This is a genomic window from Achromobacter sp. ESBL13, assembly GCF_036668755.1.
In the GTDB taxonomy this organism is placed as follows: Bacteria; Pseudomonadota; Gammaproteobacteria; order Burkholderiales; family Burkholderiaceae_B; genus Achromobacter.
Window position 1 is genome coordinate 81,866 of the sequence record NZ_JAZEVT010000006.1, and the last position, 22,914, is coordinate 104,779.

The 22,914-nt window shown below is 57.8% G+C and carries 15 protein-coding genes and 1 tRNA gene; 4 read left to right on the forward strand and 12 right to left on the reverse strand.

Features of this window, described 5'->3' with window-relative positions; translation table 11 throughout:
• Window positions 1-146: 146 nt before the first annotated feature.
• From V6F88_RS21780 to V6F88_RS21790, 3 genes are read left to right on the forward strand one after another with little or no spacing between them, the layout of a single operon-like run.
• Entirely contained in the window at window positions 147-2,564 is a 2,418-nt protein-coding gene (locus V6F88_RS21780) for a hypothetical protein (RefSeq protein WP_332612168.1), read from the forward strand.
• A 13-nt stretch (window positions 2,565-2,577) separates the two neighbouring features.
• On the forward strand, window positions 2,578-8,886 hold the full coding sequence (locus V6F88_RS21785) for a DEAD/DEAH box helicase (protein WP_332612169.1): 6,309 nt from the start codon (window positions 2,578-2,580) through the stop codon (window positions 8,884-8,886).
• Between the two features lies 1 nt (window position 8,887).
• Window positions 8,888-10,600 carry an NERD domain-containing protein gene (locus tag V6F88_RS21790; protein ID WP_332612170.1) on the forward strand — a complete coding sequence of 571 codons (1,713 nt, stop codon included), beginning with the start codon at window positions 8,888-8,890 and terminating at the stop codon, window positions 10,598-10,600.
• 47 nt (window positions 10,601-10,647) lie between these two features.
• Here V6F88_RS21790 and V6F88_RS21795 read toward each other — a convergent pair whose 3' ends face one another.
• From V6F88_RS21795 to V6F88_RS21825, 7 genes are all read right to left on the reverse strand, one after another.
• The gene (locus V6F88_RS21795; RefSeq protein ID WP_332612171.1) at window positions 10,648-11,586 is read right to left on the reverse strand and encodes an HNH endonuclease; all 939 of its coding nucleotides are present in this window, start codon (window positions 11,584-11,586) and stop codon (window positions 10,648-10,650) included.
• A gap of 89 nt (window positions 11,587-11,675) precedes the next feature.
• Entirely contained in the window at window positions 11,676-14,819 is a 3,144-nt protein-coding gene (locus V6F88_RS21800) for an N-6 DNA methylase (RefSeq protein WP_332612172.1), read from the reverse strand.
• A gap of 41 nt (window positions 14,820-14,860) precedes the next feature.
• Window positions 14,861-15,958, reverse strand: coding sequence for a DNA cytosine methyltransferase (locus V6F88_RS21805; RefSeq protein WP_332612173.1), 1,098 nt, complete (start codon window positions 15,956-15,958; stop codon window positions 14,861-14,863).
• On the reverse strand, window positions 15,955-16,221 hold the full coding sequence (locus tag V6F88_RS21810; protein ID WP_332612174.1) for a hypothetical protein: 267 nt from the start codon (window positions 16,219-16,221) through the stop codon (window positions 15,955-15,957). Before V6F88_RS21810 ends, V6F88_RS21805 begins: the two co-directional genes overlap by 4 nt.
• A gap of 75 nt (window positions 16,222-16,296) precedes the next feature.
• Window positions 16,297-16,719 carry a very short patch repair endonuclease gene (locus tag V6F88_RS21815; protein ID WP_332612175.1) on the reverse strand — a complete coding sequence of 141 codons (423 nt, stop codon included), beginning with the start codon at window positions 16,717-16,719 and terminating at the stop codon, window positions 16,297-16,299.
• Window positions 16,720-17,078: 359 nt separating this feature from the next.
• Entirely contained in the window at window positions 17,079-17,882 is an 804-nt protein-coding gene (locus V6F88_RS21820; RefSeq protein WP_332612176.1) for a hypothetical protein, read from the reverse strand.
• A gap of 98 nt (window positions 17,883-17,980) precedes the next feature.
• Complete coding sequence (locus V6F88_RS21825; RefSeq protein ID WP_332612177.1) at window positions 17,981-18,175, reverse strand: hypothetical protein; 195 nt, start codon at window positions 18,173-18,175, stop codon at window positions 17,981-17,983.
• Window positions 18,176-18,287: 112 nt separating this feature from the next.
• Here V6F88_RS21825 and V6F88_RS21830 point away from each other — a divergent pair, with 112 nt between their 5' ends.
• Entirely contained in the window at window positions 18,288-18,530 is a 243-nt protein-coding gene (locus V6F88_RS21830) for a helix-turn-helix domain-containing protein (RefSeq protein ID WP_332612178.1), read from the forward strand.
• Window position 18,531: 1 nt separating this feature from the next.
• On the opposite strand, the gene V6F88_RS21835 is transcribed toward V6F88_RS21830, so the two are convergent.
• The 5 genes from V6F88_RS21835 to V6F88_RS21855 all read right to left on the reverse strand — a co-directional run bounded on the left by V6F88_RS21835 (window position 18,532) and on the right by V6F88_RS21855 (window position 22,910).
• The gene (locus V6F88_RS21835; protein ID WP_332612179.1) at window positions 18,532-19,266 is read right to left on the reverse strand and encodes a hypothetical protein; all 735 of its coding nucleotides are present in this window, start codon (window positions 19,264-19,266) and stop codon (window positions 18,532-18,534) included.
• Between the two features lie 4 nt (window positions 19,267-19,270).
• Complete coding sequence (locus V6F88_RS21840) at window positions 19,271-19,558, reverse strand: hypothetical protein (protein WP_332612181.1); 288 nt, start codon at window positions 19,556-19,558, stop codon at window positions 19,271-19,273.
• A 316-nt stretch (window positions 19,559-19,874) separates the two neighbouring features.
• Window positions 19,875-19,965, reverse strand: a tRNA-Ser gene (locus V6F88_RS21845).
• A 135-nt stretch (window positions 19,966-20,100) separates the two neighbouring features.
• Complete coding sequence (locus V6F88_RS21850; protein ID WP_332612183.1) at window positions 20,101-21,654, reverse strand: SpoVR family protein; 1,554 nt, start codon at window positions 21,652-21,654, stop codon at window positions 20,101-20,103.
• Window positions 21,651-22,910 (reverse strand): YeaH/YhbH family protein, encoded by a 1,260-nt coding sequence (locus tag V6F88_RS21855; RefSeq protein ID WP_332612184.1) that lies wholly within the window; start codon window positions 22,908-22,910, stop codon window positions 21,651-21,653. The genes V6F88_RS21850 and V6F88_RS21855 overlap by 4 nt, the downstream gene beginning before the upstream one ends.
• Between the last annotated feature and the right edge of the window lie 4 nt (window positions 22,911-22,914).

Sequence of the window (22,914 nt, forward strand, 5' to 3'; positions counted from 1 at the left end):
GCCGATTTGGAAATTTTTACTGCCGCGTTCTGGGAGAGCATCGCTTCGTCGGGATTCCTCGCTCGCAATGCCTGATTAGCCGACACGACGAACGGAACCTTCACAGGCTCTTCCGGGAATTCAGGCTCCGGCCAGGCCAGAATCTGTTGGACACAACGCTCGCGGACATGCTCGAGCGCGGCTGCGAGGCTCGCTTTCTCACGAAACCCCTTCGCTCTGCGATGGCGAGGCGCGAGTATGAAGTACCTCTGGCAGCCTTGCTCAGGAACCTTCTCGAATCCTGGGATGGAAGCCTGCCAAAAACTGGTAGCGAGGATACCGAGAAACATCATGCCGGACGGTCGATCCAAGAGCAAGATGAGGTGGCTGCGACCATTACCCTCGCTTTATCGCCTTCCGACGAAATCGAAAACGGGTGGAACGTCCGCTGGAAGTTTCCGGCGATGGTTGATGCGCCCCACTGCATCTTTGAAATCGCGGGCCAAAGGCTGCGTGCTGTACTTGACCGCCCAAGTGCCTGCTTTATAACGGACCCGTCGGATTCTGCAGTCATTCGATCTACATCAGCCCTTTCCGCCTCCGCGACATCAAGGGTAGACGTGGATATCCGGTTTGAAGACGAGGGCGACGGTACGTTGGGCGAGCAATGCCGCAGAGAGCAGATCACTCAGGCGGCCCGCCGGATACTGGCATGGAACTCCACCGACCCCCGTTTTGGGCACCAGCTCGTGGAGCGCGAAATCCCGCTTCACGGCGTTTTCTATATCGTTTGCAGTCCGGCCGATTGGACTACGACTGAACCTTGGCTGCAACGGGAGAGAATTCCCTTCGAGCCTATGCTGGTACGCGGACTACCAGAGGGCTGGCAGATGGCGTGTATCCACGAAGCTGAAACTCTCGATTTAGAGCATAGGCAACATTTGGCTGACGCCCCCAATGTGGTCGAGGTTCCGCCCGCTAGGCTCCGGCTTTTGGGCGGAAGTCGGTTACTACGCGGTGGCGCACGATTGTTCGGTGCTTACGATCTACCTGACATTGAGGTTGACTGCCATCCAAACTCGCTTCTTGAGACCCCTGGGCTGCAAGTTGCGGAACTACCGCAACCTGTCCTTGATGGTGAACGCTCCGGGGTCAGGCGCTTCGTGGTCAAAGCGTTTGACAGGAGCCGCAGTAGCTTCGACATCAAGGTCTTGTCGAACGGAATCGAACTGGCGAGGGTGCGGCTACGGGTGGCCGACGCCGACGGAGAGGGCCGTGGTGAGATGCGGAATTTTTCACTTGGGTTCCTGGGATTTCCTCGGTCCGATCCTGACGGGTTGCGTGGAGTCAGCATAGGGGATTCGCGCCAAAGTCCGCGAGCAGGCGGCTGGCACGATGACGAAATGTTGCATGTTTCGGCCTCTTTGATTCAGGCAGAAGCTTCCATTGAAGATTCGGCGGCGGCCCAATTCCTAGACACACTGGCATCGCGCGGATCGACGTCGTACGGTGCGGCTAGGGACCAGCTCTCAAGGCTCTCCCGCAGTTCCTCTCCCATTTCTTTACTGATGGACCTCCGGGCGAGAGGTTGCCTCGAAATAGAGACCGATGGAAAGGGCCACTTTGTTCGCATCCACAGCGTGGTTCCGTCGCTCTATGCGCTGCCTGCCACGCAAGATGGGCTGCCGTTGTTCGGAGTGTCTGGAACCCTGCGGCTCGCCCAATGGGCAGTGCTCCAGGGCATTGGAGACTTCCTACCCACTGTCCAAAGTACCACCGCGGACCATCTGCCGACGTTGCGGTTGGCTGCAGTCGATGCCCGTTCTGTCGAGCACGCATGCAGCGCTATAGGTTTCCAATTTTCGGCCAATCCGGCGCGCGACATCGCCCGTTGGTCCGGATCTCTGAGGCAGGCTAGGGAGGCCGCGGAATCCGGAGGGGCAGAGTCGGTTGCTGCTGAGCTTGAGCATCTGCATCGCCTAAAGGCGGACTCCGCGCGATTTATTCCGGTCAGGGAGTCGTACATGGTCATCGACCGGGAGTCTGGCGCGCAGCTCTTCCGCTTTGACGATCCGCAGGCTGTAGGTCTGCAGCTCTACGTACTTGGTGTGCGCCGTGCAGACGGAACGTCAAGGTATTCGCATGTGCACGATTCTCGCTGGGGCGTTTGGATCTCGCAGCTGGCCTTTGCGCAAATGCTCAAGGAAAAGCATGGCCGCAACGATGCATTTCCGTGGCCTCTCCACTACGAACCAGTAACACGCGACGTATGGGTGCCTGCGCGGCTACGTCCGCCCACTGTGTTGGAGCGGGCCTTCGCGCTTAGTTCCGGAAGGGGGCCGGAGGTTCACTTCCTTTCTCCTGGCGGCAGTGCCGGCGACGGGCTAACCATTTTCGACGCCAATTCCGGACGGATTGTGGGAGCTGCCAGCCTCGTGTATGGGGAGTTTTTCCCGGGCCACTGGCTTCGATACAGTTGGGTTCCTGAAGAGACGGCGCGCCAGGTCGCAGAACTGCTCGGGTGCACCTTGAAGCCATTCGCCTGCGCGGGCGCGGCGACAGGCCTGGAAACGATGACTGCTTAGAAGGACGGCAAAAGTGGAAGAAACCATAGGCGAAGATCCGATCGGTTCCTGGGAACAGCTCAAGGGACATTTGAAGCGCTACATCCAATCGGCATTCGGCACCGACTCGCCATCTTTCGAGGCCGACCGTGAAGCACTTCTCAATACTGCGGGTGTCCTATTCCAGGAGCCCTACCTCGAACTTTTGCCTTCCTATGCAACTGCCAAGAAGCTTGTAGACCTAGACGAAACGGACTTGCCGGGGTTGGATGCGGCGGCCAGGCGCGGATTCATCGCACTAGCAGGGGCGGGACTAATGCCAGCTGGTGCGGATTTATACATGCACCAGCAGCGGATGCTCCAAGCCGCTATGCAAGGCAAGCACTGCGTGGTCGTTACCGGAACGGGCTCAGGCAAGACGGAATCGTTCTTGCTGCCGGTATTCGCGTCTATCGCAAGGGAAGCACTCCGGCCCTCTGGCGGATGGACGGCTGCTGCACCTCCTTCAGGATTGCTGCCCCACTGGAAAAGCGTTCCACCATGGAATTTTGACCGGGCGGCTGCGCGTGGCGAGCAGCGAAAGCCTGCAGTCAGGGCCCTGCTCTTGTATCCAATGAACGCGTTGGTGGAGGACCAAATGTCCCGCCTGCGCCGCGCTCTCGACTCCGATGCTGCGCATGCTGCGCTTGATGGGCACTGGGGCGCTAACCGCGTGCGATTCGGTCGCTATAACGGAACTACTCCCGTGTCAGGCCATCCGTGGCGGCTCGATGACCAGGGCCAGCGAGAGCTGAATAGGCCTAAGCACGACAAGCTCAAGGCAGCGCTAAAGCAAGCTATCGATCAGTACCAACAACTGGTCACAGCGACGGGCGCAGCACAAGACCATCTTAGCTCGATGGAAGATGCTGGTGGAGATACCGATGAAGCCAAGCGGCAGCTCGACAACCTGAAGGACCAGGCGTCGTTCGTACCCCGGATGTCTCCTAACTCGGCCGAGATGTTCCACCGCTGGGAAATGCAGGCGGCACCTCCTGACCTGCTGATCACCAACGTGAGCATGCTTTCCATCATGCTCATGCGCCAAGCTAGCCGAGCCGTGGTAGATGACCGCGCAGATGCTGACATTTTCGAAGCCACGCGCAGTTGGCTTGCCGAAGATCGGGACAACCATGTTTTCCAACTGGTCCTTGACGAACTCCACCTTTACCGCGGCGCGGCCGGGACCGAGGTCGGATACTTGATCCGGCTGCTGCTGGAGCGCCTCGGCTTAGAGCCTGGAAGCAGCCAGCTTCAGATCCTGGCCTCCAGCGCTTCGTTGGAGGCGGGATCAGATAATACGTACAAATTCCTGGGAGAGTTCTTCGGGATGGGCTCCGAAATGGCACGTGCCCGGTTCCATGTCGAGGGAGGCGTCAGCGTGAATGGACCTCCTAAAGGTGCCGCCGAAATTCCGCCTTCCTTTGCAAAAGACTGCATGGACGCAGCCCGGCAAGCTGATCGGGCCAAGCCCATTGATGGACTTGCGGGCGAATTTGCTTCAAACATGAGTGGCCGCAGTCCTGCACAGTACCTTGCAGACTCGTTCTGGCGGGAGGAAGCAGGGCACGGCCGCCACCGGGCCATATCGCTTTCCAGCCTCTCGCATAGCTTGTTCCCCCACATGGCCACACCAGAAGCTGCCGATGCGGTGCATGGGTTGTTCTTAGCTGCAGGAAGGGCAGCAAAGCTCGTATCAGAAAAAAAGATCCAGCCTGCACATCCTCTGCCACGGATACGGTTCCACTGGATGGTTAAGAACATCGATGGGCTTTGGGCCACAGCCCAACGCGTGGGCCAAGACCGACGTAGGAGGGTTGGCCGCTTGCTGGCCGAACCCCGAATGGAAGTTGAGGGCAAGCGGGCTCTCGAGGTACTGTATTGCGAGTGCTGTGGAACGCAGTTACTTGCGGGCTACAAAACTTCCGCATCTATTCCCGGAAGCATCGACCGCTACGAGCTTGCGCCCATGCCTCCGGCAATTGAGGGGTTGCCGGAGGCAACACCCCAGACCAGAACCGACGCGCAAAGCTATGACGTGTTGGGTGTCGTGCATTTGCTGCCTGACGATTGGGAGGGAGCCTCCGATCCATCCGAATTGCAGTGGATGCAGGGATCAGAGGAGCGCAATGAAATCACCCGGCAACCTTTGTGCAAATCCCAAGGGAGTTGGCTGCTCGCTTGCCTAGATCCGTCGACCGGCATCGTAGAAGTGGGGAAGAATGCAACGGGCGATGCAGTTCCATGCCTTTGGTTCCGCCTGGAGGAATATGGCGATGTACTGCCTGCAATGCCGCAGCGCTGCCCTTCTTGCAAGATCGACTACTCGGTGTGGAAAGGTGGTAAGCCAGCGCCGATCCGATCGTTTGCGACCGGCTTGAACCAGACATCCCTGTTGCTGACGAAGCATCTCATGGGCGTCATGCCCGTTGGCGCTGGCAGGAAGCTGGTCGCTTTCTCTGACAGCCGCCAGTCAGCAGCTAGATTGGCGAATAGTGTGGAATCCGAGCAATGGGAGCACCTATTGCGAGTCGCGGTGTTGCGCGAAATCCGGCTGAGAGCGAATGGGGGCATCGAACGTATAAAGCGGCAGCTTCTCGATGCCTTGACTGAAGGCGACGTGCCCAAAGCACAAGCTCTCCTGCGCACCAGCAAGGAGTCGCTTTCGCCAGCCCTTTTCCAGGTCCTCGCTGCGTTCTGGCAAGACGCCAAGTCTGTACAGGATGAGCCTGAGTTCGCTAGCGAAGAGGCCAAATCGAATATCGACCGGCTGCTTCACTGGAAACCCGGGTGCGTACGCTTCGATGAGTTCCTTTCGCAGCCGAATCCAGCGAAGAAAATGCTCCCTCCCCTATGGGAGTACTTTGCACGCCTAGGAGTCAATCCTGCAGGACCGGGGATCGATTCCAAGCGTGTCGGGGAAGCCGAGGATTGGACGTCGCTGTTCGACTTCAATTCTCCAACCGGCAGTCCCAGCCTTTCATCGACTGATTTTCCGCAAGCGAAAGCAGACAAGCTTGAGCAGTTCGGCAATGCTCTGCGCCGACAGTCCTGGCGAGCTATTTCCGGGCGGCTGCTCTACGACCTGGAGGCGCAAGGAGTCGGCAACCTTTGCCTGCCGCCTTCGGCAGGCAAGCTTCAGCATCCCAGAGTGGATGAACAGACTTTCCGGGGCATCTGTGAGAGTGTCATCCGCATCCTCACTGAACAGAGACGCACGAATCCCCCCCAAAGAGATTGGTTACCAGAGCCTTGGTCTCGGGACCAGCCGCGCAGGGACCGCCGGGAGGGTGCAGACAAGGCGCGCATTGCAAAGTTCCTAACTGCCTGTGCTAGCAGGCTAGGAGTTGACTGGGAAGGCCTTAGGGATGGCGTGCGAGAGACCTTAGCTCAAGTTGGTCATGGCACCAACGATGCGTGGGGTATCGTGTCGCTTTCTTCTCTCTGGGTGAAGGTCGCACCACGCGATGCCCTTCCCTGGGTATGCGACCGTTGCGGACAGGTCCACTGGCAGCCATCGGGGGGAGTCTGCTCCCGCTGCACGGCGCATCTGTCTGCAGCCCCGAATGGTCAGCGCTCGGCGGCCGAAGTTGAGCGCGACCACTACTACGCTTACCTCGCGGCCGATACCAGGTCTGAATTCCGGATCCATGCTGAAGAGCTGACCGGGCAGACAAGCAACCAGGCCCAGCGCCAGCGCCACTTCCGCGACATCTTCTTTGCAGAAGAAAACGTTGAGGACGTAGTGCTCCGGGAAGTTATCCCCCAGGTCGACACGATCGACTTGCTATCCGTGACCACCACCATGGAGGTCGGCGTAGACATCGGTGCACTCCAGTCCGTGTTCCAGGCCAACATGCCTCCCGAACGCTTTAACTACCAACAGCGCGCCGGCCGTGCCGGCCGCAAGGGGCAAGCTTTCTCGGTGGTTCTCACCTACTGCCGCGGGCAAACTCACGATCGGATTCACTTCGACCATCCCGATGAAATGACGGGTGGTATTCCTCCTCAGCCGACGGTGTCGACCACTGATGATCAGCGGATACTGGCTGAACGGCTGGTTGCTAAAGAGGTTCTACGCCGGGCGTTCCAGTCGGCGGGCTGTACCTGGCACGATTCAGGTAAGCCAGTCGATACGCATGGTGAAATGGGGCTTGTCCGTGACTATGGCGACCAGCGTAAAAGCTCGGTGGAACAGTGGTTTTTGGACCAAGGCGCTCAGCTTTCCAATATTGCGCAGATGGTATCGAGAGGCACAAGCATCGATCCTGTGCAGCTTGTCAATGAAGCCAACAAGTTGCCGAGGCGCCTTGAGACAGTGGCGAGTTCAGACCCTGATCCGAGTCGGGGACTTGCTACGGCACTCGCCGAAGCGGGTGTGCTCCCAATGTATGGCATGCCGACCTCGGTGCGAAACTTGTACTTCCATCTCCCGCCTGAGCCTGCGGGCCAATCGCGCGAGCCGAAAGTCCTTGACCGGACCCTCGACCATGCCATTACCGATTTTGCTCCAGGCTCGGAACGGGTCTGGGACAAGCGTCTCCTGTCGCCAATTGGCCTCGCTGGATCCATTGCACATAACCGCAGCTATAAGTGGGAGACGATCGACAGGCCCATAGGGAACACAACCTGGCACCTCTTCTGCGAAGGATGCCGCAACTTCGCCGTGTACCCTGCCGATCCTGCAACGTTGCGTCCGACGGAGCCTCTCGTGGGGTGGAATGATTCTTGGATCAGAAATCCGCCGTTACTGCCCTGCCCCAAGTGCGGCGTTGCGGCGAATCTGTGCCTGGCGGTTGCGCCTAATGGCTTTATCACCGATTTCGACATTGAGAAGCCAGTCAGGTCTACAGAATCATCGCGTAACGGAGGACCGAGGTCGTTCGTAGCTTCACCTTCATTACCTGTGATGAAACAGTGCCAGACTGGTAGGGCCCACTTGAGTCTGAGCCACCAGGGGCGCGTTTTCCGAATCGCGAAGGGGCCAGGCGGCAAGCCGTTTGGATTTCAACGTGCGGCGTCACTTCGCCAAAAGAGAGGGGGACAGTGGCTGGATGGCGAGATCTGGAAGGCCACCGATGCCAGTCCAGACATTTCCGCAAGCATTACATCGCCAAAGAACACTGACATTCTGAGCGTCAGGCTTCTCGATGAACATGGGCTGGCATTCTTCGACGCAACCAAGGAGCTTTGCGCTAGGCGTGCTGCTTGGTATTCGGCAGCAACTATCTTGCAGCGCGCGATTGCACTAGAACTCGACGTTGACTCTCTTGATATCGAGATCGCATCTGTCCACAGGTACATCGAGGACAGCTGTGTTTCAGGAGCCGAGCTTTATCTCGCAGACGACCATCCCAACGGCGCGGGGCTAGTCGATTGGGCCAACCGCAACTGGACAGCTCTGCTGGCTGGTTGCATTAGCGCCTCCGGCAACCACGCAAGGCTTGGCTCTATGGTCCGGGAGGAATGCAGGCGCGCAGGCGAAAGCGGACAGGTATGGCGTTCACCGGACATATTGCTTCGAGGCTTCCGGAATCGGCAGCTCCATGGGCTGATCGAATGGCGGCTCGGACTCGAGCTGCTGCGTGTCATGCACGACCCTGGCTTTGTGCCTGGCCAAGACCAATTTTTTGAGGATTGGGGCGTGGGACTATGCAGCTGGCGTGCGCTTGCATCAGAACTTGCCGACACCTATTGCTCAGCCTATGAGAAGGGCACACAGGCGCGAAAGAATGGACCTGGGGGCGTGCACGGTTGGACGGCCCTAACCGGTGTGGCCGGACAAGAATCAACAGCTCTGTACTTGGTTAGCCATCCGCTGTGGGCCGCTTGCGTTACTGACTTCGGGCCTATTAATCCCGAGCTTGTGGCTTGGGCCCGTACCCTTGGCGCGACGGCGATCTGCCTAGTCGATTCATTCAACTTATCGCGCCGGATGGCATGGGTCCGGGGCCATCTGGAACTCTTCCCGAAGATCGACACCAGTATGTTTGGCGCAGAACGAGGGGGCGAGTCAGTCCCCCCCCCAATAGAAGCGTGGATGCGGGAGCTAATGGGTATGCAAGAAGGCGGGGTCTTGGCTCACGAAGGGTGGAGTTGGAAAAAAGTAGCTGGCGGCGATGGCTGGGCAGCTCAGCCAGGGGTCTGGCTCGCGGACGTCAAAGGCCAGCCGGTCAAGGTGAACATTTCCAACTTCGCAGGAGCTGGCCTGCGGATCAAAGTGATCGGGGCCGCATATCTGGACCGTCAATCTTGCCCTAGCCTGCCACTGATTGCGTTCCGCTCCGGCGACGGGAGTTCCTGATATGCCGAAGATCCTTGGACAGAACAGCGTCGATCGCTGGGAGCGCGAGGTGCGTCGGCTGCTTACGGACCAGTTACCTCAAGACTGGATCGTGGTGTGCAACGTCGCTTGGGCACTGCAGAATGACTATGGCCTGGTGCGGGATGGGCAGTGCGATTTCGTGGTGCTAGTGCCCGGCCTTGGAATGGCCATCCTGGAGGTAAAGGGGTCTCGCTCCGTCAGGGTCGGAGACGACGGAGTTTGGTACCGGCAAGAAACCAATCGCCGCACAGGGCAGGTTGGAGCTGAAGTGCCTATCGACGAGCCGCCGCCTGAGCAGGCTTGCAGGAATATGCACACGCTTGCGAAAGCCGTGTGCGACCGTCTGCCCCGCCAAGCATTCCCGGGCGCGTTTGCGTTTCTTGTCGCTTATCCCAACGGACAGGTTGAGAGCTCTTCCACGCTCTACGACCCCAGCACGGTGGTGTCATCCCAGGATATGCCGCGCTTGGCACGAAGGATAAGAGGTGCACTTGAGGCGCGTATGCATCCGCGGGGGGCTGACGAGTTCTCGGCCGATATGGCGGGTAGGGTTGCGGCAATCCTCTCGAACGCCTCCTTCCGTGTTGCGCCACGGGATACTACCCTTGATGCCATCGACGATACCGTCGATATCGATGAATTGACTCGGCAGCAGTTCGCAGCGTTGCGCGGAGCGTTCGAGTTGCCACGGGTCGCTATCGTTGGTCCGGCGGGATCCGGCAAGACTTTGCTCGCACTCTGGAAACTTGATGCGCTGCTAGAGGAGGGTAAGCGTGCGCTGTACGTCTGTTTCAACAAGGCCCTTGCCGAATACTTAAGGCAAGCCAACCCGGAAATGTCGATGGCGATTATTTCCGTCGACCAGCTTTTCTATCGGCTTGCCGAGATACCCGATGGACGCCGCGTCGGCGAGCGTTTTTTTAAGGAAGAGCTTCCTTCGCTCGTGCAGGACGTGGCATCGGAACTACCGCTGTCGTCGAAATACGAGGCGATCATCGTAGACGAAGGCCAAGATTTCGGGGAACTCCGCCTGCTTGCATTGCTTGAGCTGCTCACGCCGTCCGGCCAATGGCTCTTTTTCGCCGATTGGGCGCAGAACGTCTACAAAGCTTCGAAGCAAGAGCCGATCGGCGCGGAAGCTACCTTCAGGCTATACCACAACTGCCGCAATACCCAGTTGGTAAATGCCGCCACGAATGGCTGCTGCGAACTTGCGGTGGAGCATATGCCGGGCGTCCCATTGGGTGCCGCCCCGCTCGTCAAGAAAGGATGGGGCGCCAACGCTGCAGCTTCGGCCTGGGCGGCTGCGCATGAACTAAGCCCCGAGGGAGGGGCGGTCTTCCTTTCACCGTACCGGCTCGAGAATTCCTGCCTGAACTCGGCAAGGAAGGCCTACGGGTTGGAGGTGACCGAAGACATCGCTCTACTCGGAAAGCCCGGCTTTGTCTATTTCTCCACCATCAGGTCGTTCAAAGGTCTTGAAGGAATGAATATTGTTCTAGTGGATGCCGAGGTCCCGGAAAAGATTCCAGCGCTCAGCGCGGACGATTTGTATGTTGCGTGCACGAGGGCTACCGGCCGCCTTGTCATCCTGGCGTCTTCGGAAGAAGCCTTGTCCTGGTACTCGCGACGGACTAGCCAGCCTTGCCGTGATTCTCTGTTACGGCCAGGCCATGCTTCGGCGCCGTGTTGAAGGCTGTGACAGGCTTGACTAGCTGTTAGCGCCGCATAACAGAACTATCAGGGGAGAAATATCTCTTGCCGGTGGAAGGCTAAATACTGCGCATGGGGATCCAATGAGTACTTGGCTTTTGCCCCTTCCAAAGCAAGCCTGTCCACATCGACGCTAGAAAGGGCGGTAGACAGCACTGCCTGACCATTCACGTCGAACGTCATCAGCCCTTTATCGAACAAATGGTCAAACGTGGGCGTTAGCAATAGGCCGTTTGTGGCAGCAAGGCGCTCCGCCGCGGTTTCACAGAGTCGCCACGGCTTGATGTGGCTGGCCCGCAGCAGCCGGGGATCAGTAACTCCTGTGATGGCACAGGCACCGTCAAGCGCTAGCAGCGCAGCTCTAAAGATTCCCTGTCCCCATCGTGCAGCAATGATGTTCACTCTTTCCGTGTCGGACAGCACCATGTCCTGATATAGCTGCTGCACTTCCGCATCCTCGGCTAGGATGATCACGGTCTCCGCCTCGCAAGCCGGCGTTGCGTCGGCAACTGGCCCCCCCGTGAGTACAAGGACTTTGTGAAACAACGCCTCGCTGATCTCCGCTAAATAGGCCTTCTGATTGCCAAAACCGTTCTTGGGATTGATCGGCGAGTACTTTCCTGGGAGGAGTGGGCCGATATCGGCTAGATAATGCACAGGCCTAGGCTCATGATGTACTGAGCTCCAGCTGACGGGTAGCAACCAACCGCTGTTTGCCCAGTTCGCTCCGGCGCCTCCGAACACCGTGGGCTTTTGAGCTGTAGCCGCTTCACTTGCGACACGGCCTATGGCCTTGATACGCCTATCTGCAAACGACACTACCATGTCGCCCGCGCGTGCGCTGCGCATGTTTTCATAGAACTGACTTCGAGCACCGCTGGCTTCACGCTTTGGAGACCATAGGTAGCCTCCCCCACGCTCGTGCGCAAAAGTCTGATTGTGATTGACCCACCAGTACTTCGTCATAGCGTTCGCTGCCAGGTTGTAGTACGCAATACGATAAACGTACGAGCAAGAGCATCCTCTTCATTCTTTGGATTTCTACGCGTGCAGCCCTAACTACAGCTATCTAACCCCTGGCATACTCCGATTTCTAGAAGTGCGCGCACTTTTGTGTCTAGGAGTGAAAGCTCCTCCGGCTGGATGTCTCCCGAGCGGTGTGTCAAATCTCGAGCAATGCTGCCAATTGCAGCCATTCGTTCATCTGTCCCATCGAACTTCGGAATATTTAGGTATTCCGCAACGCTTACGCCAAGGCTCAGCTGCGCCGCATACGCAGAAACCGCCTTGGCAATGGTGGGGGCATTTAAAAAACCTGTGAGATAAGCCGCCTCAGGCTCCGATTCGATCGGGATGAAATAGAGTTTGTGGTCAGGCACCACGGTCTTTTCGCCTGCATGTTCGATGGAGGCATTTCCGATATAGGCTGCTGCAAATGTGTTGCCCATCTCGCGCCAAAGCACCTTGAAGGGAGAAAACGTGTAGGGGCCAGTGCTCCAAAGCGAATAGAACTCCTGTCCCTTCTGGAATCTTTTCAAGCTGGACCGTTGCTCGAGATGGCGCTTGAAGCGATTGAGAAACTTGAAAGTGTGCGGGCTTGCTTCCGGCAGGTCCGGATCACCATGCATGCCTCGCTGCGGGACAAGGATACGAAGGTCTGCCTCAGGCACGGCGTTGAACGGTGCGACACCGCGCCCGCGCAAAAGCGGGAAAAGGTGCTCCGACTCCACCGTTGCCGTGATCTGGGGAATGCCCTTCGTCTTGCCGATGTCTGCCGCGTTCCGTACCGTCACAATGTTGGTTCCCACAGCCTCAACGGGGTGGACCCAAAAAATGCCATTTCGGTCCGTCGTGACGCCTTTCCGTGCCTTGTATTCGGGCTTGGCACCCGCCGCAAAAACCTTCGAGAACACTGCATGGTCCTGCGCAGATCCGACAAGCCATGGGCGCGTTCCATCGCCCCCTGGCACTGGCACTGCAATTCCGTCGATAAGCTTGGCCGTACGGCGGAATTGGTCCGCCGAAGCATAGGTCCGTTGGCTGGCACTGCTTTTCACATCCGCGGCCCATGAACGGTAGGGAACGGGAAACGCGGTGGCCGCATCCCTTTGGAGCATCAAGAAAGTCGGATGGTTGCTAACGCCATCGAAAGGTTTGATGTCCTGGTAGTCCTCGACCAGCAGGACCCGACACTGCAACAGGCCGTTGTCGATCGAGAAGCGCCTGAAGCCGGCACTGGACTCGGTAGTGAATACCGAGCCGGGTAGGAAAAATCCCAAACGTCCGTCACGGGCAAGGTAATGCTTCACGGCCTGGTAGGTGATTACAGTCGAGATATCTGACTCGATACCGCCTACCCATTTGTCGGTGCTGAACACGCCAAGCCCGCGGCAATGCTGCTGGATCGACTTGGCATAGTCCTTTGGCAGGTTGCTCCATTTGACCCATGGCGGATTGCCGCAGATATGTGATGAGGGTGGGATTGCGCCAGCCGCAAAGCGGTCGGCCAGGATCGAGCACCAAATACCGTTCCACCCTTGGTCGTGGAGTTCAGCTAGGTTGCCGACCGTCGTGCTGAAAATAGAAACGTCGGAAGGATCAAGCCCCATGGCTTGCAGGTCGGGAAGAATCGAACTGCAAATCTTCGCTGCGGGATAGTCTGCATCGATCAGCATCCGCACCTTAGCAAAGATGCGGAAGAAATCCTGGTGTCCGATCATCCTCTCAGGAACGGAAAACTCCCTGGGACCCACTTCCGTGTGTAGGACGTGGTTGTAGTTCGAGAAGAGGTCGACGGCAGCCGGGTAGACGGCATCCGCCAAGTACACAGGTAGCCGAATGGGATTCGCAGGGTCCAAGTGTGGCGAGAGGAAAACGGCAAGCGACCCCTTCGCCGCCAAAACGGCGAGGGGGTTGAGGTCGATTCCATGGATTCCCGCGAGCAGCGATTGGGCCGTAGCACTGCTGTCTGCCTTGCGCCGGCGCCGGATGGCTTCCAGCAAGAACGTACCCGACCCGCATGTGGGGTCGGTCAGCGAATCAGACGGCTGCCATTCGAGCAGATCCATCCCATGTTCTGCCAGCCAGTCCGGCGTATAGAACTCGCCGAGTGCATGCCTGATCTCCCGGGGAATAAATCGTTCGTAGATGCCTTTGAAGAGGTCCCGGGTCGTATCTGCATGCTTCTTGGATACGGTGAAATCGACGCCACCTAGTCTTCCCAGCATGGCGCCTAGATGAGATTGATAGCGGCACCAATCTCCGTCGTCCAAGTACCAACAGAAAAAGTCGCCGCTCAGCATGTTCAGGATGCCGGCGTGTTCGAATAGCTCGCCGGTTTCAACGGCACGTAGCCGCTCTGCAACTGGAACAGCTGACGCGAGTACGTCTTGGCTAGCTCGGGGCAGCGCACACGCGGCAACTACCTTGGCAATGATGGCGATGTAAGTATTCAGCGCGAATAGGTAGGCCGCTGGGTTGTCCTGGTACGGCTGATCGTGCGAAATCTCCTGTCTGGCGAGGAGCTTTTTCATATGCGCCGGCTGAAAGCCTACGACCTGGCTGAAAAGCCTACGCCACTCGGAAAACAGCATCTTGGTTTTCGTCGTGGCTGCTGATGCGTCCGCCTTACAGATGCTGGCGTAAAACTCTGGAATCAGCGCTGCTCCATACACCGAGTCAGGTCCCACCAGTGCCTGCAAAAGCTGGGGGTGAACGAACGGACGGCCATTGTTTTCCAATGCCGCGAGCAAACGGTCTGCGGAAACCTTGTCGAACGCGACAACATCTTCCCAGGCGGCGGTTGCGCCATCGAAGCAGCCAAATGTAATGTGGGCACCGTCCCAGGCAACTAGGACGTACTCTTGAAGCGCTCGCCCTTCCTCAGCGGAAATTAATTCTGCATACTCTTCAGCTTGCAGCCGCGCATGATTTGCCTTACCCCCAGCACGGCCGCTGAACGACTTGGGTGGTTCGTACTCAATGACCACAGCGCCATGCGCCACGTCCGCAAACTTTGTGGGCTTTCCCTTTGCCTTGAGGGCACGCTCGAGCTGGAATGGCGTCCAAGGAATCGATAGCTCCAAGCAGGCCTGCTCAAGCGCTTTTTCTAGCTCGTGCCGCAGTTGCGCTTCGTTCTTCGAAATCTCGGCGGCGGATGCGACAGCGCTGACGAGGGAAGTGATACTTGTGGTGCTCACAGCCATCCTTGTGCAGACTTACTGGGCAAGTGCATACAGTTCTAGGCCGTTTTGCGGATGGGCTTTGCATCACGCGCAACCAGGCCGGCACCTGAGAAGAGATGGGTAAATATGGCTTCGGCCAGCTTTGGCGGAACGGCATTCCCGATCTGGGTGAACTTGGACTCCGTGTCGCCCACTGGCGTAAAGCGGGCTCCGAAAGTCTGGATCCGAGCACACTCGCGCCAGGAAAGCCTGCGCGGCGTGTCCAACACAGGGCGCTTAGGATCGGCTTCGGTGTGTTCGTATTGGTCGGAGAAATCCCAGCGCTGCTTCCAGCCATCCGCAAGGTTCGACCAAGTGAGGGTCATTACCGGGCTTGCTGGATGGAGCGTGATGTGCCGCCAATTCGCTACGACTGTGTACGCAGGATCCGCCCACTTGGCTTTACGGTTCCGCGACATGTAGTACCAGGAAAAGTGGCCCTCGGGATCGTGCGGACGTTCATAGAACTCGCCCTCTGGCCAAAGCGGTAAGCCCTTGAGAGCGTCGCCGTGGGATGCGTAGGGCTCGAGCGGACCCGATGCCTTGGTAGCTTTGCCGTGAGTAGGCTTCGGAAACTCGAAGGCCTGATTCAGGTCTTTCCTGACGCCTACTATGAAGAGCCGCTTGCGCGACTGCGGCACGCCGTAGTCTTTGGCGTTTAGGACTTGGTACGTAACGTTATAGCCCGCCTTGCCATAAGCGTCGAGCTGCTCCCTCAGGAAGGTACCACTGCTCAACGCCTTGAGGCCAGAGACATTCTCCGCAACAAAATACTTGGGACGGACGATGCCCACTACCCGCAGGAATTGCTTGTATAAGTTCGTGCGCTCATCCTTCTCGGGGTCTCTGTTGCCCGCCATCGAAAAAGATTGGCACGGGTAGCCCCCTACGACTATATCTGCGTCGGGAAATGCCTGGATTCCGGAAATATCCGCGTTGCGGATGTCGGCCCCAGGAAAGTATTTCTGCAGTGTCTTGCAAGCGTCTGCAAGGATATCGTTCGAGAAGATGACATGGCCGCCTGCTGCTTCCACGCCAAAGTCCATGCCGCCGCAACCTGAGAACAGGGATAGCACCCTAATCTCTTCATCATTTTTTTCAAAAATCTTCTTCACGATCCCTCGCTTCTCTGCTGCGCATCTTCAACATCGGTGACTTGCGGGAGAAGGGGCCACCTGGACTGCAGGTAGCCATTGATCGCGTCGCGTACGACCCAGGCGAGAGAAACCTTGTTCTCCGCGGCGATCCTTTCCAGGACTTGGTACTGCTCCTCCGGGAAACTGATGGAAGCGCGGACCGTGCGCTCGTGCGCACCGCTGTCATGGCGCTTTGCCTGAGTTCGCATGGTTCCCCCCGAGCTGAAGATCTGATTCACCATTTTACACCACCGTGGTGAACAGATTGGCACATATGATCCGCCCAAAGGGTATCGCCATGGGTGCTCGGAGCGCCCCTACAAACGCGATATTGGCTCCGCTGCCAAGAATGCGAGCAGCCGCCCCTCGGTCCTTTGGACGTCGCGAATTTCACACTCCCACAGCTCGAGTACATCCCAACCCAAGCCTATGAGCGCGGCTCGGTTACGCTCATCCCGGGCACGGTTCGCGTCGATCTTCGGCAACCAATACGCTGTGTTGGACTTCGGCCCCGGAGCAATCTTACAGAGGTGACCATGCCAGAAGCATCCGTGTACAAGCACGGCCTTCTTATGCTTTGGAAGGACAATATCTGGCCGGCCAGGGAGGTCTTTCCGGTGAATCCGGAATCGGTAGCCCATCCGGTGCAACATCGACCGAACGATGAGCTCGGGCTTGGTATCCTTGCCGCGGATCCGGCTCATGAGGCGGGACCTGGCCTCCAATGAAAGAGTGTCCATGCTATGTTGCGTTCTTCATGTCCAATTGGCATAAGACGCCGGTGGCGACTGGAGCGGTATGCCCTTTCAAGTCCACGCAACCCGGCAAGCCAGATGCTATACGAACGATGCTACCTTGTGATTGCCCTACAAGGTAGTGGCAGCGATCATGTTGAACGTGGGCCAGCCGCTCACAATTTTGTCCACACTAGACAGCATGCGAGGTACTGCTCTCGAACCTAGTTTAGGCCAGAACATTAGGGGACCTGGCTCCGGTCCCCGAACAAGTTGCACTGCCCACTTTCCGGGGGAAGGTCAATTCTGCGCTCGGGCAGGACGCGGCATGACCAGGAAATCCGGGGGCACTTGTCAAGCGATGCTCACTGCCCTTTCAAAAACTCTAGCAACTCCCTACGACCACCTTCTCGATAACGAAATCCAAGTGGAGGAGTTCCACTCTGTGGGACAACAAAACCCACGCCGAACAGCGCGTCAGTCTTCGTAGTACCGAAGCATCCATACGGAAACTGATATTCATCTACATGGACAGTACCGATCTCTGTTTGCAGAGAGAATCTCGCCGGCGAATCAACTTCACACCCATTTGCGGCAGCCGCAGGAAGAATTATCCCCGGATTGAAGTCCTCCAACACAAAGTTCTTTCCCTTCCCTGGGCGGAGCTTTCCGGGGGACGAGGCCTTTCCTGCTTGAGTTTTCTGATTGGCGTTCTCTGCAGTTTTTTGCGCGGCAATCACTGTGTCGAGCCACGCTTCCATCTGATCTTCCGTTTCATTGGCGAAGGCTTTGCTATCCGAGTAGACGATTTCGGAGAAGAGCCCTTGCCTAGGCGAAACGCAAGACAAGTTTGCCAACGCCTGATCTTTCTTGGTAACGAGCACCCCTGAACGCTGCCAACCCTTCCCCTCCCCTTCATAGACGGTATAGGCAAACTCACCGTTGGCTACCCGTATGTGAGTGTCGGCCCATGCCGGTCCACGCATCACACCCAATCTACTGAACATCGTCGGGTGCTGCGGTTGCGTGGGGATCTTAAGCTCAATCTTCCCTAAAGCACCGAAGCGGTATTGTGCCGTTCCTGATGCTGGGCCAAGGGTATCGCTCGCGCAGATCGACACAATCTTCTTGCCCACGCTGCACGAAAAGATCACCAGCTCTTCCGGCATGCAGTGCGTAGAGGTTGCCGCCTGGGTGAGTGCTGGCATTGCGCAGAGTAGTAGAGCAACTATGCTGGGCTTTCGTGCACCTGCGCATCTGAACAACGTCATTTCAACCCCTTCGGAATTTCCGTAAGCACTTTTTTGAACGCAGCAGCCTTGTCAGCTTGGTGATCAAACAGGACCCACATGGCCTGACCATGAATCTCCGGGCAGCGAATCCGATCAAACCATGCAAAAGCTGCAACCAATCCAGCGATTACGACAATGCCTTGGGCAATCAGCACATGAGATGACTTCATCAAGACTCCATTGATTGAAATACACACTTTACGTTTGGTTTCTCCGCGAATTTACACCAAACCAAACTTAAAGTGTGTGGAAATGGGCGAGCCTGTCGGAAACACTGCCGGCATGGTCAACCCAACGTATAAGTGTGGGGCGCAACAACTGTTCGCCGCCAACATGCGACGCATCCGCTTGCTGCAGAAGCTCACCCAGGAAAAGGTGGCTGAAGCGGCGGAACTACATGTGAACTACATAAGCTCGGTAGAACGCGGCGAACGCAATATCTCCATCTGCAACATCGAGCGGATCGCCGTTGCATTGAACGTCTCGATGGGTGAACTGCTTGCGCCGCTTGATGGCAGCAAGTGAGTCAAGAGGCCACGTATTCGAACGACACTGCCGTGGCAATTCTTACCTCAGCGCGATGAGAGGATGGCACTCGATAGATCCATCTTGGATGTTGGGCCCTCATCCCTCGCCGAGGCCGCGGCTTCATCGTCAGCCACGCGTTGTAATGGCCAAACTTCGAGGCCTCGGAGCTTGAATCCATGAGCAGGATTTGTGCCGGCCGAGTATCCGACATTGCACCAATTGTCGCGATGCCAACACCGAGACTCCAATGATTCAAGAAGGCGCCACTTGTGCTCACCAACTGAACCATCGTCAGTCTGCCATCCAGCAGTTGTTCCAACATGAAGACGGACGCGCACTTCGACTGACCAACCTCGAACGAGCTACGCAGTTGAAGAGGAAGGTCCAACTCCGAGCACGCCGCTATCAGTTCTTTCGCGCCAAGCCCTGTAAAGAACGCGCCTCCCAGGGCCCGCCATATTCTCGCGGGCAGGCCACGAGTTCGATAGGCCATGTCACGTAACGAACGCGGTGGCACAAGGCCATGCAATGCAAGCACAGAGCTCAGGCAGCAGATCCCGCACGATCCGGCATAGACACCCTGGGAAAAATGAGCCTGCCCGAAATGCTCTTCGTCGAACCACCATGCCAAATCGGAACTCAAAGCGCAAAAACTTAGGGTCTTTTGCAGCCTTTCATCTGTTCGATCTCTTGCCACCATCACCGTGCTCCGTTTTGCTGAAGTCTTGGGCATCTGTTCAGTACTCCTCGGGCAGAAGAAGCGTTGTCGCGCTTCGATCGGCCTCGGTGGTGATCCAAATCCGCTCCTGTGGCGAAAGTCGATACGCAGACAGCAAACGCTCCCCGCTTCTAATTGCTTGGCTATTCGCCTGCAACTCTTCGATGCAGAGGTCGCCCCAATCTTCCGCAGCATGACGCCGAAGTAGATCCAAAGGCGAGACGGAATAATTCTGGCAAGCGGCGAGCGCGCCTTTGGTCGCGACGATGCGGCCAAGACAGAACGATGAACGGCTCTGGCGATTCATAGGATGATTCCTTGTATGGACGAGCGAACGCGCGCCATGGCGACGCCGATCGATTGGGCTGGGGGAAGTTTCTTGGGAAAGGGAGAACGGGCGCGAGAGGCCCATGAGGCGGGCTGAGGACGTAACGACGTCAGCCTTGCAAGAGTCAGGGCAAAGAACTTGCACAGACTCTTTGATATGTCCCTATTTTATGCTAATTTTCCAGCAAAATCCAGGATGTTCCAGAGCCAACCGCCAAATTTTTGATAGTCGTTTTGTAAGCGGCAAACAAAAAGCCCTTAATTTCTCAACGAAATCAAGGGCTTAGATGCATTCTTGGCGGACAGAGGGGGATTCGAACCCCCGATACGCTTTTGACGTATACACGCTTTCCAGGCGTGCGCCTTCAACCGCTCGGCCACCTGTCCTAATCGACATTCTTCGCGAAGCAAACAAACGCTGCGAAAATTGCGAATCCGCGATTCTAGCAGGTTTCGAAGCGGCGAGGCAAGCCGGGGAAGAAACAGGGACGCACCGCCGGCTTGCCGTGCGCGTCCCTATTCTTAATGCGCGGCCGGTGGTTCTTGTTCGCGGTAAGAGCTGATGGTGCCATCCGGCTCGGTCTCTTCAAGGCGAACCTTGAAGCCCCACAGACGCGCCAGATGCTTCATCACCTGCTCGGCATCCTCGCCCGCCAAGGGACGGCCACGGCTCTTTAAATGCCGCAGCACCAAGGAACGATCCGAGTCGCGATTAAAGCGCACCACCTGGATATCGGGCACCTGATTGTCGCGATTATGCTGCGCGGCCAACAGGCGGCGGATGTCACGATAGCCTTCGTCGTTGTGAATGGCGGCCACTTCCAGTTTCGGATTGGCCTGATGATCCGAGATGGCAAAGAAGCGGAACTCCCGGATCAGGCGCGGCGACAGGTACTGCGAAATGAACGACTCGTCCTTGAAGTTGCGCATGGCAAAGTCCAACGTTTTTTGCCAGTCGCCGCCCGCGATGTCGGGGAACCACCGGCGGTCCTCGTCGGTGGGCGCTTCGCAGATGCGGCGGATGTCCGTCATCATCGCGAACCCCAGCGCATACGGGTTGATACCGCCATAACCGCGCTCATCGAAGCCGCGCTGGCTGACCACGTTGGTATGGCTTTGCAGAAACTCCATCATGAAGCCGTCGTTGACCAGGCCTTTTTCATGCAAGCGATTCAGGATGGTGTAGTGCCAGAACGTGGCCCACCCTTCGTTCATGACCTTGGTCTGCGTCTGCGGGTAGAAGTACTGGGCGATCTTGCGCACGATACGCACCAGCTCTTTCTGCCACGGCGCCAGCTTGGGCGAGTACTTTTCAATGAAGTACAGCAGATTCTCTTCGGGCTCAGGCGGGAACACCGACGTATCCGTACGCGTGTCCTTGTCCGTTTCCAGGCGCGGCAAGGTGCGCCACAGGTCGTTGTATTGCAGCCGCGCATGTTCTTTGCGCTCGGCCTGGCGCGCGGCCTCTTCCTTTAGCGACATGGGCGCTGGGCGCTTGTAGCGGTCCACCCCGTGGTGGGACAGCGCGTGGCAGGAATCCAGCAACGCCTCGACGGCGTCGATGCCGTAGCGGTCTTCGCACGACATCACATACTTGCGCGCGAACACCAGGTAGTCCAGCACGCCATCTGCGTCGGTCCATTGCCGGAACAGGTAGTTGCCCTTGAAGAACGAGTTGTGGCCGTAGCACGCATGCGCGATCACCAGCGCCTGCATCGTCATGGAGTTTTCTTCCATGAGGTACGAGATGCAGGGGTTGGAATTGATGACGATTTCGTAAGCCAGGCCCTGCATGCCGCGCCGATAGTATTGCTCGTTGCGGATGAATTCCTTGCCGTACGACCAGTGCGGATAGCCGATGGGCAGGCCAGCCGACGCATAGGCGTCCAGCATTTGTTCCGAGGTGATCACCTCGATCTGGTTCGGATACGTGTCCAGGCCGTACTCGGCCGCGACCTTGGAAATCGCGTCGTCATAGGACTGGATCAGTTCGAACGTCCATTCGGAACCTTGAGAAATCGGCCGAGCCCCGCCGGCCGATTTCGGCTCCACGAGAGCACCCACGATGGCATTCATGCGGTTTCCTTCTTGAACAGGTCATGGAACACGGGAAAGATCTCGCCGCGATCGCAGATGCGCCGCATAACGAAATGCGGCTCCAGCTTCTGTTCATACTCGGCCCACAGGCTGCTCTTGCGAGCCTCTTGCGAGTCGGGGATTTCGATATAGGCAAAATACCGTGTCGACGGCAGCAAGTGTTCCGCCAGGAAGCGCGCGCTTTTACCCGCGTCGGCGCCAAACGAATCGCCGTCACTGGCTTGCGCCGCGTACACGTTCCAGGCCGACGGCGGATAGCGCTTTTCCAGAATTTCGCGCATCAGTTCCAATGCGGACAACACGATCGTGCCTCCGCTCTTGGGGTCATAGAAGAAGGTCTGTTCGTCGACTTCCTCGGCGTTGTCGGTGTGGCGGATGAAGACCAGGTCCACGTGTTCGTACTTGCGCGACAGGAACAGATACAGCAGCGTGAAGAAGCGCTTGGCCAGGTCTTTCTTGCCTTCGTCCATGGAACCGGACACGTCCATCAGGCAGAACATGACGGCGCGCGCCATCGGAATGGCCACGGACACGCGATTGCGGTAACGCAGATCAAGGTCATCCAGGAACGGCACACGGGCAAGGCGCTCGCGGCAGTCTTCGACATCCTGTTCCAGCGTGCGGATCTTCGCGGCGGGCGCACCGGCTGCCCGGGCATCGGCCAACGCCTTTTCGGCGTCTTCGAGATCGGCGCGGGCCTTTACGTTCAGTGAGACGCGCCGGGCCAGCGATGACTTGAGCGTACGGCTGATGCTCAACATGCTGGGCGAACCGGTCGTGGTGTAGCCCGCGCGCTGCCACTTCTTCTGGCTGACTTCGCCCAACTGGTTACGCGCCAGATGCGGCAGTTCCAGATCCTCGAAGAACAGGTTCAGAAACTCGGCCCGCGACAGGCTGAAGGTGAATTGGTCTACCGATTCTCCTTCGCCCGGGTCGGAACCGCCCTCGCCTTGGCCTCCCTGCGGCCGGTCGATGGTGTCGCCCTTGGCAAACTCGCGATTGCCAGGGTGCACCATCTCGCGGTCGCCGCCCGATCCGTGCCGGAAAGTTGGCTCGGAAATATCCCGGGCGGGCAGGTTGATCTCTCCGCCTTGATCCATATCCTGAATGGAGCGGTCACGGATCATCCCGTGAACCGCCTTGCGGATCTGGTCCTTGTAGCGCCGCAAAAAACGCTCGCGGTTGACGGCGCTTTTATTGCGCCCGTTAAGACGGCGATCGATCAGTGAATTCATGATT